At 47.0% G+C, this 16016-nt stretch carries 15 protein-coding genes; all 15 read right to left on the reverse strand.

Translation table 11 applies throughout. The features are described from left to right. Positions 1-61 precede the first annotated feature (61 nt). A complete protein-coding gene (locus tag BP95_RS29420) occupies positions 62-604 on the reverse strand; it encodes a hypothetical protein (RefSeq protein WP_021256901.1) in 543 nt (180 codons plus the stop codon). A gap of 163 nt (positions 605-767) precedes the next feature. Further along, a complete protein-coding gene (pckA, locus tag BP95_RS0102630; RefSeq protein ID WP_419181949.1) occupies positions 768-2393 on the reverse strand; it encodes a phosphoenolpyruvate carboxykinase (ATP) in 1626 nt (541 codons plus the stop codon). Positions 2394-2680: 287 nt separating this feature from the next. Then, complete coding sequence (locus BP95_RS0102635; protein ID WP_028531334.1) at positions 2681-3445, reverse strand: LamB/YcsF family protein; 765 nt, start codon at positions 3443-3445, stop codon at positions 2681-2683. A 13-nt stretch (positions 3446-3458) separates the two neighbouring features. After that, complete coding sequence (locus tag BP95_RS0102640; protein ID WP_028531335.1) at positions 3459-4436, reverse strand: 5-oxoprolinase subunit C family protein; 978 nt, start codon at positions 4434-4436, stop codon at positions 3459-3461. Further along, the gene (pxpB, locus tag BP95_RS0102645; RefSeq protein ID WP_028531336.1) at positions 4421-5116 is read right to left on the reverse strand and encodes a 5-oxoprolinase subunit PxpB; all 696 of its coding nucleotides are present in this window, start codon (positions 5114-5116) and stop codon (positions 4421-4423) included. The genes BP95_RS0102640 and pxpB overlap by 16 nt, the downstream gene beginning before the upstream one ends. 220 nt (positions 5117-5336) lie before the next feature. Then, positions 5337-6638, reverse strand: a complete 1302-nt coding sequence (locus BP95_RS0102655; RefSeq protein WP_028531337.1) for a pyrimidine-nucleoside phosphorylase — start codon at positions 6636-6638, stop codon at positions 5337-5339. Between the two features lie 130 nt (positions 6639-6768). After that, complete coding sequence (deoD, locus tag BP95_RS0102660; protein WP_028531338.1) at positions 6769-7476, reverse strand: purine-nucleoside phosphorylase; 708 nt, start codon at positions 7474-7476, stop codon at positions 6769-6771. Positions 7477-7517: 41 nt separating this feature from the next. Further along, the gene (gene deoB / locus BP95_RS0102665) at positions 7518-8699 is read right to left on the reverse strand and encodes a phosphopentomutase (protein ID WP_028531339.1); all 1182 of its coding nucleotides are present in this window, start codon (positions 8697-8699) and stop codon (positions 7518-7520) included. Between the two features lie 77 nt (positions 8700-8776). Next, positions 8777-9955: a NupC/NupG family nucleoside CNT transporter gene (locus BP95_RS0102670; RefSeq protein WP_021256909.1), complete on the reverse strand. Its 1179-nt coding sequence runs from the start codon at positions 9953-9955 to the stop codon at positions 8777-8779. A 99-nt stretch (positions 9956-10054) separates the two neighbouring features. Beyond that, a complete protein-coding gene (locus tag BP95_RS0102675) occupies positions 10055-10456 on the reverse strand; it encodes a cytidine deaminase (RefSeq protein WP_028531340.1) in 402 nt (133 codons plus the stop codon). Between the two features lie 81 nt (positions 10457-10537). Next, positions 10538-11203 (reverse strand): deoxyribose-phosphate aldolase, encoded by a 666-nt coding sequence (gene deoC / locus BP95_RS0102680; protein WP_021256911.1) that lies wholly within the window; start codon positions 11201-11203, stop codon positions 10538-10540. Positions 11204-11451: 248 nt separating this feature from the next. Continuing rightward, complete coding sequence (locus tag BP95_RS0102685) at positions 11452-12387, reverse strand: sugar-binding transcriptional regulator (RefSeq protein WP_028531341.1); 936 nt, start codon at positions 12385-12387, stop codon at positions 11452-11454. 256 nt (positions 12388-12643) lie between these two features. Continuing rightward, positions 12644-13243 (reverse strand): TetR/AcrR family transcriptional regulator, encoded by a 600-nt coding sequence (locus tag BP95_RS0102690; protein WP_028531342.1) that lies wholly within the window; start codon positions 13241-13243, stop codon positions 12644-12646. A 92-nt stretch (positions 13244-13335) separates the two neighbouring features. After that, positions 13336-14865, reverse strand: a complete 1530-nt coding sequence (locus BP95_RS29425; RefSeq protein ID WP_197035271.1) for an MDR family MFS transporter — start codon at positions 14863-14865, stop codon at positions 13336-13338. A gap of 279 nt (positions 14866-15144) precedes the next feature. Beyond that, positions 15145-15987: a DUF4367 domain-containing protein gene (locus BP95_RS0102700; protein ID WP_028531343.1), complete on the reverse strand. Its 843-nt coding sequence runs from the start codon at positions 15985-15987 to the stop codon at positions 15145-15147. Between the last annotated feature and the right edge of the window lie 29 nt (positions 15988-16016).

Consider the following 16016-nt stretch of genomic DNA (forward strand, 5'->3'; position numbering starts at 1 on the left):
GCTTAATTTCCCTCTAAAAACCTGAACAACATATTCATTGGCTATACACTCGAAAATATCATCATGAAAAGTAAAAATATAGTGTCGCGTCCCATAACTCTTGCTTAAAATTAGAGTGTACTGAATTGATTTTCTTTTGTTCCTTTACCCAGGAAGAATTTTTGATTTCGTGCATCTCATAACCTTCAAGCCCATGCTCATAGAGCGGATGTCCATGCAACACTTCATCATTAACTCCACCGAATCTAATGCTGTAACACCTTTCAAATTGGATAAGTGCAACATAATCTTTCGATTGTGGATCAAGTACGTGAATGATGTTTGTACTTTCATCCCAATCGGGGTTACTAGTGCCTATATAGTATAATAAATAGGTTTTGTATCCATTTGACACAACATGAGGAAGCGGAGCTCCAACATCCTGCGGAAATGTTGTTTTAATGGGTATAGCTGTTTCTTCACCCTTCAGTAAGGATACTTTCCTGTTCAATATTCTGCGCTCATCAATTAGGTCATACATTTCTTGATCTATTTTGTTTCTCTTTTTATTTAAAATGCTTTTTATTTGCGAAAGCCTTTGCTCAATCTCCATGATGCTCGCCATTAGTTCCTTCACGCCTCCTAATTTATCTAAATAAGAGATTTCGCCGCCCTCCCCCCTACAATCTTCCTTCGCTGCATGTCTCCCTGTCTCCCCGCACAAAATGAATCAGGGCTGCCTCTGCGTTATGAACACAACGCAGAGGCAGCCCCTCTCCTCACAGCAATTATACCTGCGGACCGGCAAGCTTGATTGATTCCGCTACATCGCTGAATTTTATTTCGAAATTGCGAGCAAAGATCTCCGCCAGCTGCTTCGCCTTACGATCATAAGCCGATTTATCCGCCCACATGTTCCTCGGATCAAGCAGTTCATGGGGAATGAATGGTACTGCATCAGGGATAAGCATGCCGAATACAGGATGAGAAGTGAAGGCTGCTTTCTCGATACTTCCATTCATAATCGCCTTGACCATCGCCCTTGTGTACGACAGATTCATCCGCTCGCCAATCCCGTAAGGACCGCCGCTCCATCCTGTATTGACCAAATAAACCTTCACACCGTATTTCGTGATTTTGTCGCCGAGCATTTCTGCGTATACATCCGGTCTCAAGGGGAGAAATGGAGCTCCAAAGCATGCCGAGAATGTCGCTTCTGGTTCGACTACGCCGCGTTCCGTACCTACCATTTTGGATGTATAGCCGGACAGGAAGTGATACATCGCCTGCTCCTTCGTCAGCTTGGATACGGGAGGCAGGACGCCAAAGGCATCGGCGGTCAAAAAGATAATGACATTCGGATGGCCTGCGGTACCGGGAATGATCGAGTTATGAATATAATCAATCGGATAAGCGGCCCGCGTGTTCTCCGTTAGTGTATTACTATGGTAATCTGCCTCACCGGTTACGGTGTCAATCCACACATTTTCCAGGACAGAGCCGAACCGGATTGCATTCCAGATTTGCGGCTCTTTCTCCTGCGACAGCCCGATGCATTTGGCATAGCAGCCGCCTTCGAAATTGAATACGCCCGCATCGGACCAGCCATGCTCATCATCGCCGACTAAGCCGCGATCCGGATCAGCCGACAAAGTCGTCTTCCCTGTTCCCGATAATCCAAAAAACAATGCCGTGTCTCCATCCTCCCCGACATTCGCCGAGCAGTGCATCGGCATGACGCCACGGAAGGGAAGCAAATAGTTCAGCACGCTGAAAATCGATTTCTTTATCTCGCCTGCGTAATGGGTACCGCCGATGAGCACAGTCTTTCTCTCGAATGAGATCGCAATGAACGTCTCGGAATTCGTCCCGTCGACAGCGGGATCCGCCTTCATGCCAGGCATTGCAATCACAGTAAAATCAGGTTCATGAGTTAACAGCTCATTCGTTGTTGGACGTATAAACAATTGCTGAACGAATAAATTTTGCCACGCGTATTCATTAATAAAGCGGACAGGCAAACGATAAGCCAGGTCTGCCCCTGCATAACCGTCGAATACAAAGAGCTTGCGGTTCTTCATATAGTTGATCGTTTTGTTATACAACGAGTCGAATTGCTCAGAGGTGATAGCCTGATTCACCTCGCCCCAAGCGACATGGTCTGCTGTGTCCGACTCTCTGACGATGAACTTATCCTTCGGGGAACGTCCCGTATATTTGCCCGTTGTGACTTGCAAAGCGCCAGTCGAAGTCAGATGACCTTCTCCGTTGCAGAGAGCGGATTCCACCAGCTTGGCAACCGCCAGGTTCCTCTGAGATTCATCTACATACAGACCAGCCAATTGAGTGCTTTCCTTATTTTTCGCGATCACGGTTATCCTCCCTATTCCACTGTTACCGAGTTCTTGTTTCATCCCGTCTCCAACAACTAAGAAAATGTATATTTTATCCTTTTTCATTAATGTATACTATAAATAAATAATACGCAATATATAAAAGCGAATTGGGTGAATCCAATTATTTATTACGTCATTTTGAAAATGTTTTCACAATAGACAAATAAAAAAGGTGTCCATGCTTCTCTAAGAGATGAACTCTCTTTTAAAAAAGCATAACACCTTTTTCCCCATTTCTGGCTTACTTCCCTCAGCTTCCTTGACGCTATCCCTTCTATATATAAGTCAGAAAATAGGATCAACTTCTACTTCGCCCAAACGGATCGCACAACAATTCCTTCATCACTCAACCGTTGCCGCAAGCTTTGGGCAAAGGCAAGCGCATGTGTGCCATCACCATGAATGCATACCGTATCGGCTTGAATCGCTACATCATCACCCTGGACAGCGTGGACAACCCCTTCTTTTACCATGCGAATGACCTGCTGTACCGCTTCTTCAGTATCCGTGATCAGCGCATTGGACTCCCGACGCGGCGTCAAAGAACCATCCGCTTGGTACGTCCGGTCTGCGAATACTTCATGCGCACAGCGAAGTCCAACGGCTTGACCCGCCTTTACCAGTTCACTTCCCGATAGTCCGAATAACACCAGCTCTGGATTCATATCATGGACAGCTCGGGCAATCGCCTCAGCCAGCGCGCAGTTGCTTGCAGCCATGTTGTACAAGGCGCCATGCGGCTTCACATGCTGCATCTTGCCGCCAGCCGCTGTAACAAATCCGTATAGCGCCCCCACTTGATAGACGACCAAATCATAGGCTTCCTCAGGAGTGATGTCGAGGTTGCGCCGTCCGAATCCAGCTAGATCTGGTAGTCCGGGATGAGCCCCAATTGCTGCCCCACGCTCAAGTGCTGCTGCTACAGTCCGCTTCATGACGGAAGGATCGCCAGCATGGAAACCACAAGCAATATTCACGGATGTTACGAACGGCAAAATTGCTTCATCCGAGCCGAGCCGATATGCGCCAAAGCTCTCTCCCATATCACAGTTTATATCGATTTGATGCATAGTACTTTCCCTCCTAACGAATCCGCAGGGATAGTCCCTGCCGGAATTGGGCAATCTCTTGTTCCCGCTTCACATACAAATCCTGTGCTTCTTCTTGTGTAACCTCTGCAAATCGAATATACCCGCCTGGTCTCACTTGGGCGATGAGCGGCAAATCCACACTAATTACATGAGCGATTCGCGGATATCCACCGACCGTTTGTCGATCCGCCAACAACACGATCGGATTGCCTTCCGGCGGTACTTGAATCGTGCCTGTGCTAACGGCAGACGAGATCATGTCAACAGGTTCTGCCACTGTCAACGGCACATCTGCGAGCCGGTAGCCCATTCTGTCCGACTGCGTCGTGACGCGGAATGGCTCCGTCCATAATCGATGCTTGCTTTCTTCACTGAATGTATCGAATTCAGGACCACGGACGACGCGAAGCACCGGATTTTCTTTGTAAGCAGGACGAATCGCAAAGCTGGCCCCCCATGGCATGACAATCGTTTCAAGGGAACATAAATTGAACGGTTCGGCAGCTTCTCCCATCTCCAGCACATCTCCAGCTTCAAGCGCTCGACCATGCAATCCACCTATTCCTGCTCGCAAATAAGTGCTGCGACTACCCATCGCTTCCGGGACGGATAGCCCGCCGCTTATTGCCAAATAGGTTCTGCAGCCCGATACAGTTCTCCCGAATTGTAATGTGCTTCCTGCAGGAACATACACGGGACGCCATAGCGGAATGCTCATTCCATCAATGCTAGGAGACAAGTTGCCCCCCGCTAGAGCGATTACGGCGCCCTTTTCAAATATAAGCTGCGGCCCAAGCAACGTAATCTCTAAAGCTGCCGCACCCTCTTCATTGCCTGCCAGCAAGTTTGCCAGCCTGAGTGCGACCCCATCCATTGCGCCACTTGTTAGTACACCGTACTTTTGCAACCCAAAGCGGCCGAGATCCTGAACCGTTGTCAGCATGCCCGCCGATTTTACCCGGATACACATGACCCGCGCTCCTCCCATTTCGTGTATTCCTCTTCTGTAATAGGCAAAAAGCGTATTCTATCCCCTGCTCTTAGCAAAGTTGGAGGATTCATATCCGGACGAAATAACGGTACGGGTGTCCGACCGATCAACTGCCAGCCGCCGGGCGTGACGATTGGATACACTCCCGTTTGCATGCCGGCAATTCCTACTGTCCCTGATGGAATCGCAAGCCGTGGAGTGGAACGCCTTGGTGCGGCAATCCGCTTCGACATTCCTCCCAGAAACGGAAAACCTGGCGCAAACCCAAGCAAATAGACTACATATTCCCCGCTGCTATGAATGTGAACAACTTCATCCGGTGACAGCTGGTTAATCGCGGCGACTTCATTCAAATCAGGACCGAAGCTCCCACCATAGCATACCGGTATATCGACAGTTCGAATATTGCATTCAAGCTTCATATGTAACGATTGGGCAACAGCAATTTCCAGTCGCGCTTGTGCCTCATCATACCGCAACTGACCCGGATTATAAAATACAGTTACAGTCGTATAAGAAGGGACGTATTCAATCATCCCTTGCATCGGATGTTCGTCAAGGTAGAGTGACAACAACCGAACTTGCTCATGTGCAGCCTGCCCGATGAGGGTACCAAATTCCACGACAACCGCCGAATCTCCGAGCGGAAAATATCTCATGCAGCTCCCCCTTACGATATTGTTGAGTTCATGATAGCATGATTTCAATTCCTCTATCCATGCCAGGTTCGCAATACGCAAATTGATAGGCGTTAACGTTATTTGATAAGATGTACACCCCCGTTATTTCTGATCATCCATATAGGAAAATCTGCATGAAAAGGAAAAAGAGCAAGCTGCAAGGCATCCGCCTGCATCCTGCTCTCCACTGAACCTAAATTTATTCCGTTACGATATCATGGACAAGCACTGGTGCCTCTGCATGGTCGCTAATCCGAATGTTCTCATAAATCTTAGCAATGACGTCATCCACGTTCTCACGATTTGCATGAATCGTTACCAAGGACTCGCCTGCCTTAACCGCATCTCCAATCTTCTTGTTCAGCATCAAGCCTACAGCAAGATCGATTTCGGACTCCTTCGTTGCGCGGCCAGCGCCAAGCAGCATCGCTGCTGTACCAATCTCGTCAGCGACGATTTCTGCCACTACGCCGTCTTCCTTAGCAGGAACTTCGATCTTATAAGCAGCCTGCGGCAGCTTGTTCGGATCGTCGACGACCTCTGGATTGCCGCCTTGGTTCGCGATGAATTCCTTGAACTTCTCCAACGCCTTGCCGTTCGTGATGACTTCCTTCAGCTTCTCTTCCGCCTCTTCCAAGGAGGACGCCTTGCCAGCAAGGAATACCATCTGTCTGCCAAGCGCGAAGCACAGCTCTTCCAGATCCTCAGGGCCATGTCCACGCAGTGTATCAATCGCTTCCTGTACTTCAAGCGAGTTGCCGATTGCACGTCCAAGGGGTTGGCTCATATCGGATATAACAGCCATCGTCTTGCGACCAACATTGTTGCCGATGCTGACCATCGCATGCGCCAATTCCTTCGCATCCTCAGCCGTCTTCATAAAGGCCCCTGCTCCAGTCTTCACATCGAGTACGATGGCATCGGAACCTGCCGCAATCTTCTTGCTCATAATGGAGCTTGCAATAAGCGGAATGGAATTGACAGTTGCTGTAACGTCACGCAGGGCATACAACTTCTTGTCCGCAGGCGTTAAGTTGCCTGTCTGACCGATTACCGCAATCTTATGGTTATTGACTAGGTTTACGAACTCGTCCTTCGTAATTTCCACATGGAACCCTTCGATTGCCTCGAGCTTATCAATCGTACCGCCTGTATGACCAAGCCCACGGCCTGACATCTTGGCTACTGGAATATCCAATGCCGCAACTAGAGGGGCGAGTACAAGCGTCGTCGTATCGCCAACACCGCCAGTTGAATGCTTATCGACCTTAACGCCCTCAATTGCTGAGAGATCAATCGTTTCACCGGAGTTGACCATGGCCATCGTCAAATCAGCCCGCTCCCGCTCCGTCATATCTTGAAAATAAATGGCCATCGCAAATGCACTGACTTGATAATCCGGGATATCACCTTTGGTATAGCCATCAATAACAAAGTTAATTTCCTCTGTCGTCAGTTCCTTGCCGTCACGCTTCTTCGCAATCAGATCCACCATTCTCATCGTTGATTCTCCTCGCTCTCCATTGGATATGTGCTTGAACGCAGGTTCGTTCATCATTCTTAACCAAAAACGAATTCACTATAATGCCAACCCTATAAACGCCTTTGCTTGTTGCTAATGACAAAACTACTTACAGCGAAATAGCTGTCTCCAACGCCACTTCCATCATGTCATTGAACGTTGTTTGACGCTCTTGCGATGTCGTTTCCTCACCTGTCAGCAAGTGGTCACTAACTGTTAAGATTGTCAATGCATTCACACCATATTTCGCAGCCAGTGTGTACAGAGCCGTTGTTTCCATTTCCACGGCCAATACGCCATAATCCATCAGCTTCTGAACAACAGACTTGTCATCGCGGTAGAACATGTCGGAAGTGAAGATGTTGCCGACATGAACGTTCATTCCCTTCGCAACCGCATTCTCATAAGCCCCCTTCAGCAAGGAGAAGCTGGCGATTGGAGAGTAGTCATATCCGCCGAAGACATGACGGTTCATGCTGGAATCTGTACAAGTTGCTTGAGCAAGCACGACATCACGCACATGAACGTCCTTCTGCATCGCACCGCAAGTACCTACACGGAACAAGTTCTTCACACCGTACTCATTGATCAGCTCATTTACATAAATGCTTGTTGTCGGAACCCCCATGCCCGTACCTTGTACGGAGATGCGCTTGCCTTTGTAAGTTCCCGTGAAGCCGAGCATCCCGCGAACCTCGTTATAGCAAGTAATATCCTCCAAGTACGTTTCTGCGATATATTTCGCACGCAATGGATCTCCTGGCAACAATATCGTTTCTGCAACGTCGCCTTGTTTCGCTCCAATGTGTACACTCATAGTTATGTTCCTCCAGTATGATGAATTATTTCAAATCCGAATTATTTCAAATCAGATAAAAAGCTCTTGCCATACGCTGGTGCCGCAACTGCAAAGTTCTCGGCAACCGTTGCCGCGATATCTGCAAATGTTCCACGAAGTGGAAGCTCCTTGCCTCCATCTACAAAGCGCGAAGAATATGCAATCAGTGGAACGTACTCCCTCGTATGGTCAGTGCCTTTGTACGTTGGATCATTGCCATGGTCTGCTGTAATGAGGAGCAGATCCTCATCCGTCATCTTCGCAAATACTTCAGGCAGCCGAGCATCATATTCCTCTAGCGCACGTCCATAACCCGCTGGATCGCGGCGATGTCCGTACAATGCATCGAAGTCAACGAGATTTATGAAACTTAATCCCTTGAATGGCTCATCCAGTGTCGCGATAAATTTATCCATGCCGTCCATATTAGACTTTGTTCGAATTGCTTGTGTAATTCCTTCGCCATCATAAATATCTGAAATTTTGCCTAATGCGATCACATCGTAGCCTTGATCCTGCAGCTCATTCATTGTTGTGCGGCCAAATGGCTTCAAGGCATAATCATGTCTGTTCGACGTACGCGTGAAGTTCCCAGGCTCCCCTACAAATGGACGAGCAATAATTCGTCCAAGCATGTAAGGGTCATCTCGAGTAATTTCGCGACAGAACTCACAAATCTCGTACAGTTCCTTCAATGGAACTACCTCTTCATGCGCTGCAATCTGTAGAACAGAATCCGCAGAAGTATAAATAATGAGAGCGCCTGTCTTCACATGCTCTTCACCGAGCTCATCGATAATTTCAGTTCCGCTTGCCGGCTTGTTGCCGATTACCTTGCGTCCCGTCTTCGCCTCAATGCGTTCAATCAGTTCCGCTGGGAATCCATCCGGAAACACGCGGAATGGAGTATCAATATATAGTCCCATAATCTCCCAATGTCCAGTCATTGTATCTTTGCCGCGGGAGGTTTCTTGCATTTTGCCATAATAGCCTAGGGGACGTTCGGCCACCTCTATGCCAGGAATCGAACGAATATTGGACAAGCCGAGTGCAGCCATATTAGGCATGTTCAGCCCTCCGCATTCCTGTGCGATATGCCCGAGTGTATCTGAGCCTACATCATCGAATTGTGCCGCATCAGGTGCTTCACCGATGCCTACCGAGTCCATAACGATAAGATGAATCCTTTTGAATGTTGTCATCATGTCGTTCCCCTTTCCCAAGCTGATTTAGATGCTTACAACGTCCACTTAACCAGAAGTGGACGTTGTGAATATAGTTATAGGAAAATACCTGCAACAATCGCAGACAATACGCTTACCATCGTAGCGCCGTACAGCAAGCGAAGACCGAAGCGTGCCACTACGTTGCCTTGCTTCTCATGAAGTCCCTTCACTGCACCAGAAATGATGCCGATCGAGGAGAAGTTCGCGAACGATACCAAGAATACAGATACGATACCTGTAGTACGCTCAGACAGAGCTAGCTTGCCAAGATCCAGCATCGCGACGAATTCGTTCGCTACCATCTTCGTTGCCATAATGCTTCCCGCATCGACCGCTTCCTTCCAAGGTACCCCCATCAGGAATGCGAATGGTGCGAACACATAGCCAAGCACTTCTTGGAATGAAATTCCGAAGATACTGCCGAAGATGCCGTTGATAAGTGCAATCAAGGCAACAAAACCGATCAGCATCGCAGCAACAGTAATCGCGACCTTGAAGCCGTCCATAATGTATTCGCCCAGCATTTCGAAGAACGATTGCTTATGCTCTTCCTGCACTTCCAGAATATCTTCTTCCTTCGATACCTTATATGGATTTAAAATCGAAGCGATAATAAATCCGCCAAATAGGTTCAATACAAGCGCAGTTACTACATATTTAGGCTGAATCATTGTCATATAAGCACCGACAATGGACATCGATACTGTCGACATCGCAGAAGCACAAAGTGTATATAAGCGGCGCTCCGGCAGCAATCCAATTTGCTTTTTCACCGAAATAAATACTTCGGACTGACCCAGAATTGCAGATGCTACTGCGTTGTATGATTCCAGCTTACCCATACCGTTAACCTTGCTCAATCCAAGACCGATGTACTTAATAATGAACGGCAAGATTTTCGTGTATTGCAAAATACCAATCAAGGCGGAAATAAAAACAATCGGCAGCAAAACGTTTAAGAAAAATTGAGTTCCTTGAATATCATTCACGATTCCGCCAAACACAAAGTTAATGCCTTCGGCTGCATAACCGAGCAATGATTCAAAAACTTTAGCAAATTTGCCGATTATCACTTCCCCGACACTTGTATTCAACAACACAAATGCCAGAATTGCCTGCAACACGACCATTATGGCCAATGGACGATAGCGAATGTTGCGTCGATCCTTACTTGCGATATATGTGAGTCCGAATACAGCCAGCAGACCAATGATCGCAATTACAAATTTCATGTAAAGTTCCCCCCATGCTAGAGCATGCATCGATTTCTTAAAAATGATTTAGAGCACCTTGTTACCGCTTTCAAATCGAACGTAATTTCTATCTTTGTTTTACTCGCTATCCTTTTCCATATCGGCACCTGAAAACGCGCCAGGAAGCAGTTGGGACATTGTCCATTCCTCTGTGTCACCCTTAAGATTCGTCAAGTAAATCTTCGTATCACCATGGCAGAACTCTGCCAACACTTGGCGACAAGCTCCACACGGAGATACAGGCCCTTCCGTATCCGCAACTACAGCAACAGCTTCTACCTTACGTTTGCCTTCCGATACAGCCTTGAATACAGCCGTTCGTTCCGCACAGTTCGTCAAGCCATAGGATGCGTTCTCTACGTTGCAGCCACGATAAATGGTTCCATCCGCTAATATAGCCGCCCCAACCTGGAAATGAGAATATGGTGCGTAAGCCTGCTTGCGCGCCTCCAGCGCTTCTTGAATCAACTGTTCTTTCATGGGCTGATCCTCCTCATTGGACAGTGAATCATCCCTTCCATAAGCGACTCGCCTACCGAAGGAATGATTCACGTCTCTATTTTAATAAGAAGATGTCGATGTAATGCCATTCATGATGCTGACGCCAGAGCTTGCTCCAATTCGAGTTGCTCCCGCTTCAATCATGTTGTTCACATCTTCCAAGCTGCGAACACCGCCAGAAGCCTTCACACCTGTCTGCTGGCCAACCGTCTTGCGCATAAGTGCTACATCTTCACGAGTCGCACCGCCTGTCGAGAAGCCTGTAGATGTCTTCACGAAGTCAGCTCCTGCCTTCACAGCCAGTTCACAAGCGCGAACCTTCTGCTCATCAGTAAGCAGGCAAGTCTCAATAATGACCTTGACGAGCGCTTTGCCTGAAGCCGCTTTCACAACCGCCTCGATGTCCTTCAGTACGAATTCATCGTTGCCGGCCTTCAGCTCTCCAATATTAATAACCATATCAACTTCGGTTGCACCACCTGCAATCGCATCTTGTGTCTCCAATGCCTTAACAGCAGATGTAGATGCACCGAGTGGGAATCCAATAACCGTACATACCTTAACTTCTGTACCAGCAAGCTGCTCTGCACAGTAAGCAACCCAAGTCGGGTTAACGCACACCGAAGCGAATTGATACTGCTTCGCTTCCTCAACCAGCTTGGCAATATCCGCTTGAACAGCGTCTGCCTTCAACATCGTATGGTCAATCATACGTGCTATGCTCATGCTGCACACCCCTTATATTCTTGTGTCATATCCATTTAACAAATGTAATATTGATTTCATGGGTATCATATCATGCGGTCTGAACAGATGTAAAGCTTGCTCAGAAATTTTGTTCATTACAATATTATGAACAGCTTTCTTACAATATTTTGAACAAAAAGCGCATAAAAAATCCCTCAGAATAGAATATGAGGCTTCGCCTCCACGTACCTACTCTAAGGGCTTTCATTGTCGCTGCATAGCGGTAATTATTGCAATAATGCTTGCGCCGTAAATTGATCGGTTACGAGTATATTGGCATATTTACCAACAAGCGCTGCACGGATCGCATCAATCTTGCGCTGTCCCCCTGCTACAAGTATTGACTTGTCCTTCTCTCGCAAATCCGACAAATCAATTCCTACGGTTCGATCATTAATTCCTTCACTGCAAATGCGGCCCTCCGCATCGAAGAATCGCGAGCATATATCACCAACACCTCTGCTCTGCAGCAGCTTCTTCTCTTCACTGCTGAAGTAGCCAAGCTGGAACAACAATGCATCATCATTCACCGTACCCACGGTGAACACCGCAATATTGGCCTGCTTGCCAAGCTGAATGATTCGGCGAATATGCCGATCCTCCTCCACCATTTGCTTCAAGGCGACGCTGTCAAATATAACGGGCAGCGGCAAATAACGGGCAATCGTATGAAAGGCTGATGCAAACAGATTCACCGTCTCCGCCGCATAAGTATTCACATGCGAGTGGCTAATGCCTCCCTTGAGCTGTACGACCTCAACGCCTCGAACCGGCTTCTGTTGAAGCTGCTGTGCAACTGCATGCATCGTACGTCCCCATGTTACACCGATAATATCTGTATCTTGAACCGTTTCGGCTAAATACTCAGCTGCTCGCTTGCTAATATGTTTCTGAATTTCCTTGTATTCGTTCGCCGGCGAATAGCAGACGAGTGCCGTATCCAGTCCATACCGATGTCTAAGTCGTGCTCCCAATGCGTCCAGATCCTCAAGCGGATCGACAATATCGATCCGTACGAACCCTTGCTCCTTCGCATATTGCAGCAGCCGGGATACAGTCGGACGGGATACCCCTAACTTGGCTGCAATGTCCATCTGGCTATAATCCGATAAATAATATAATCTTGCCGCTTCAATACTCAATCGCTGTTTGTCATGATCCATGTCTACAACCCACTTTTGTGAAATGATTCTATGAATATGCCGTCAACACGCATAGGCAAGACAGCCGCAACCTTACTTCATTGAACCTATACTATCATAATCTGCAGATATGTAAACGCTCACGAACGAATCAGAGACTTCTGCCCAATTGCGAACAATCGTGAAACATTAGCTCCAAATCCTATATTTCCATCACTTTATGAAGCCTTATACTAATATTCAATAATTCAGTAATTACCAATCCCAAGCGGGGAAATTATTTAAACATGCGAACAATCATGTCACAATCAGGCATGCTGAAATATTCTCCCGCTTCAATCTTCATAAGCGCCAGACCTTGAATCATGGACCAATACAGCGTAGCCAGCCGCTTGGCATCCCCGCCGTGAATCTCACCCCTGCGCTGACCTTCCTCTATTATCCCTACCATATGCTTCATTGGACTGGTTAATTGCTGCATCTGTGACTTCACGGAATCCGGCATCGATTGATACGTAGAGGCTTGCAGCATAATGTGATGATAATACACGGCCTCTTCGCGCTCCGCGAACGCACTTAAAATTTGCTGCGTCATCCATGCAATCTGATCCAAGCTATTCCCTTGACTCGACACCGTCATCAGCATCAATTGATCGGAAGATTGCAGTGCCCGTTCCACTAAGGTTGCGAATATCTCATCCTTCGACTCAAAATAATGATAGACAAGACCATGACTCAAAGAAGCTTCCTTCGCAATGTCGCTAATCTTGGTAGCTACGAATCCTCTATTGGAAAATACCTTTAAAGCGCTGCTTAAAATCTGTTCCTTACGCTCGTCCCGAATCAACTTATTTTGATCCGCATTTCTAGGTGACATATACATACAGCTCTGCACGAACAGCAGCTAATGGAACTAGCAACCGCATGGCTGAGCCCCCTCCTTTACACAATGAATCATTCTACGAATGCCTATACAGATGTATGATCCGAATGCTTCGACTGTACAGCATTTGACGCATGAAACCGCTCATTCCCCATCAAGACACCCATCGGCAGAACCAGGGCCGCAGCTATAACCAACAGCCAGAAGCCGGAATGAATAGATGCGACGAGCGACGCTCTTAATGCTGCGGCTGCATGGTCTGGTAACAGCGATGTGGACCCAATCAGCATTTGCGCATTGCTCAACTTATCCAGTACTGCCGAATCCAGCTGCAAAACCGAAGCCTGACGCTGAATTTCTGTTGCCAGATGCTGATTTACAATGGCCGCCATAATGGATGCTCCAAGCACGCCGCCAATCGTACGAAAGAAGGTAACCATCGAGGTGGCGACTCCTCTGTATCGTTCAGGTGCAGTAAGTGTTGCAGCCGTCTGCGCATTCGGCATAAGGATTCCAATCCCGACACCTATTAAGGCTGTATTTCCCCTAACATACCACATATTTACGTCAAGCGGCAGAGTCGTAAATAAGAATGCACTCATTCCCATAAGACTTGACGCGAGCAGCACCGATCCCCTCCAACTGAGCCGCTTCATCAGCATTGTTCCCAGTACAGTACCAACCATAACCGAGAACATCATCGGCGTTAGCGCATTCCTCGCATCCTTCACGTTTCCCCCAAGCCCCGCCTGAATGAAAAATGGAATGTAGAGCAAAGCACCATACATAATCATCCCTTGAACAAAGGAAGCTAGCGAAACGCCAGCAATCGTCCGATTGCGGAATAAGTGAAGAGGGATAATGGCCTCAGATGCCCGCAGCTCGATCCCGATAAATAGAACCAGTGCCAGTGCCCCACCTAGCAACATAAGCAGCACTTCCCACGATCCCCAAGCATAGTCCTCACCCGCCAGCTTGAATGCCAACAAGAGAATAACAGTTGTCACAATAAGAAGCAGCGCACCGGCATAATCTACCTTCGGCTTGCCTGTATCAGCGCGTGATTCAACCAATGACCAGCACATGATGAGGATTGCTGCGATACCAAACGGAATATTCACGAAGAAGTTCCAATGCCAGTTGAGCTGTTCCGTAATAAAAGCGCCGATTGTCGGCCCAACGACAGAAGAGAGTGCATATACCCCCATAAAGAGAGCTTGGAATTTGCCTGCACGTTCCTGCGGAATAATCGTAAAAATAAGCGTGAACGTAATCGGCATGAGGAAACCAGCTCCAAGTCCTTGAATTCCTCGAAAGGCAATAAGCTGAGTCATTGAAGTTGCGAGCCCACATAGCAGGGAGCCTCCCGTGAAGAGGGCCAATCCTGCAATATAAAATCGCTTGCGCCCATACATATCGGACAGCTTCCCCACTACCGGTATGATCGCTGTTGATGCCAGCATGTAAATCGTGAATACCCACGATACAACATCTAGCCCACCAATTTTCTGAACAATGGAGGGCAGTGCAGTAGATACAATTGTTTGATCCAAGGACGACAGGAAAATACTTAACAGCAGGGCTGCTATCGTCCAATTTCGTTTGTTACGGTTCATTTCCATACGAATGTTCCTTTCTGCAATGCGGTAATTTGATGCGTGTTTTTATATTGACTAATTATTCAATCAAAAATATTGTAGAACCACCCTCACAAATAATCAAGTTAATATTCGGAATTCACCCTCTCTTTTTTTGTATTCATGAACAAGATCATCAAATAACCGCCTCAAAGGTGGTTTTTTGTTTCTCGCGTTTCACGCTCTCAACTGGCTAAAGCCTAAATAACAAAAACGAGAACCCGCTCCAATTCGCTTTGGAGGAGATTCCCGTTTTTGTTATTTACTATTTATAAGTTCCAAATAGCTTTCGGCAATTTTCATCAAGCTTTCTTTGCTGATTTTATCGCTGTTTCCTTGGACATTATAGGCGTATCTTTTCTTTTTGTCCGGGCTCTCGTATACCCATGTCAGATTGTGCACATGCGAAGGACCAAATTCTGTATGCAGCATTTCTACCCCCTTCACTTGAACCTTTTCCTGTTCAAACTCACTTTGCTCGTCAATATACATTCCTCCATTCTTTTTGTTCAGATTAGTGATCGTAACCTGGATTGTATCCTCTCCATTTCGATAAGTGACCCAAATGTTGGAAAATTGATCTGTCATTTTAATTGGCATCATGGCATATCCCTTTTTGGACTTTTCTGCCTGCTTTCTCAGTTTTTCCGCCATCGCCTTTTTTTCTTCCGGAGAAGGCGGATTTACTTCCTGAGCATTTTTAAAGAGCACTTCCGCTTCTTTGAATTTATAATTACCATTGACACTGTCTGCAATCTTAACGGATTTATCCGTAATCTTATCGCGCAATTGAGCGAGATTTTGGAATGGAGTCAACTTCGTTCCAAGATTTGTTTGATGATCCGGGTTATTGGCAACCATATAGAACAGCCCAGCTTCCCCGTTCTTTAGCACCTTCTCCTTAAGTTCAAAAAATGCATTGAACCGCTTTCTTTCATCTTCCGATTCTGTTTTTCCGGCCTCTAGCGTCTTCGTCGATTTCGTCTCATATACGACTTCGCCATCCTTGTTCTTCAAAGAATGATACTGTACGGCCGCGTAACTCGTAGAGGTCATCAACATCATCCCTACAACCGCAGTCAAAGCAACTTTATATTTCATGAAAAATCTCTCCTTTTCTTTTGGCTCAG

It is taken from the genome of Paenibacillus sp. UNC217MF (assembly GCF_000686865.1).
GTDB lineage: Bacteria > Bacillota > Bacilli > Paenibacillales > Paenibacillaceae > Paenibacillus_B > Paenibacillus_B suaedae.

Bases quoted from the DNA above. Each gene is read 5' to 3' on its own strand.
- BP95_RS29420 (WP_021256901.1), bottom strand. From the start codon at position 604: ATGGCGAGCATCATGGAGATTGAGCAAAGGCTTTCGCAAATAAAAAGC.
- pckA (WP_419181949.1), bottom strand. From the start codon at position 2,393: ATGAAACAAGAACTCGGTAACAGTGGAATAGGGAGGATAACCGTGATC.
- BP95_RS0102635 (WP_028531334.1), bottom strand. From the start codon at position 3,445: ATGCATCAAATCGATATAAACTGTGATATGGGAGAGAGCTTTGGCGCA.
- BP95_RS0102640 (WP_028531335.1), bottom strand. From the start codon at position 4,436: ATGTGTATCCGGGTAAAATCGGCGGGCATGCTGACAACGGTTCAGGAT.
- pxpB (WP_028531336.1), bottom strand. From the start codon at position 5,116: ATGAGATATTTTCCGCTCGGAGATTCGGCGGTTGTCGTGGAATTTGGT.
- BP95_RS0102655 (WP_028531337.1), bottom strand. From the start codon at position 6,638: ATGAGAATGGTGGATCTGATTGCGAAGAAGCGTGACGGCAAGGAACTG.
- deoD (WP_028531338.1), bottom strand. From the start codon at position 7,476: ATGAGTGTACACATTGGAGCGAAACAAGGCGACGTTGCAGAAACGATA.
- deoB (WP_028531339.1), bottom strand. From the start codon at position 8,699: ATGACAACATTCAAAAGGATTCATCTTATCGTTATGGACTCGGTAGGC.
- BP95_RS0102670 (WP_021256909.1), bottom strand. From the start codon at position 9,955: ATGAAATTTGTAATTGCGATCATTGGTCTGCTGGCTGTATTCGGACTC.
- BP95_RS0102675 (WP_028531340.1), bottom strand. From the start codon at position 10,456: ATGAAAGAACAGTTGATTCAAGAAGCGCTGGAGGCGCGCAAGCAGGCT.
- deoC (WP_021256911.1), bottom strand. From the start codon at position 11,203: ATGAGCATAGCACGTATGATTGACCATACGATGTTGAAGGCAGACGCT.
- BP95_RS0102685 (WP_028531341.1), bottom strand. From the start codon at position 12,387: ATGGATCATGACAAACAGCGATTGAGTATTGAAGCGGCAAGATTATAT.
- BP95_RS0102690 (WP_028531342.1), bottom strand. From the start codon at position 13,243: ATGTCACCTAGAAATGCGGATCAAAATAAGTTGATTCGGGACGAGCGT.
- BP95_RS29425 (WP_197035271.1), bottom strand. From the start codon at position 14,865: ATGAACCGTAACAAACGAAATTGGACGATAGCAGCCCTGCTGTTAAGT.
- BP95_RS0102700 (WP_028531343.1), bottom strand. From the start codon at position 15,987: ATGAAATATAAAGTTGCTTTGACTGCGGTTGTAGGGATGATGTTGATG.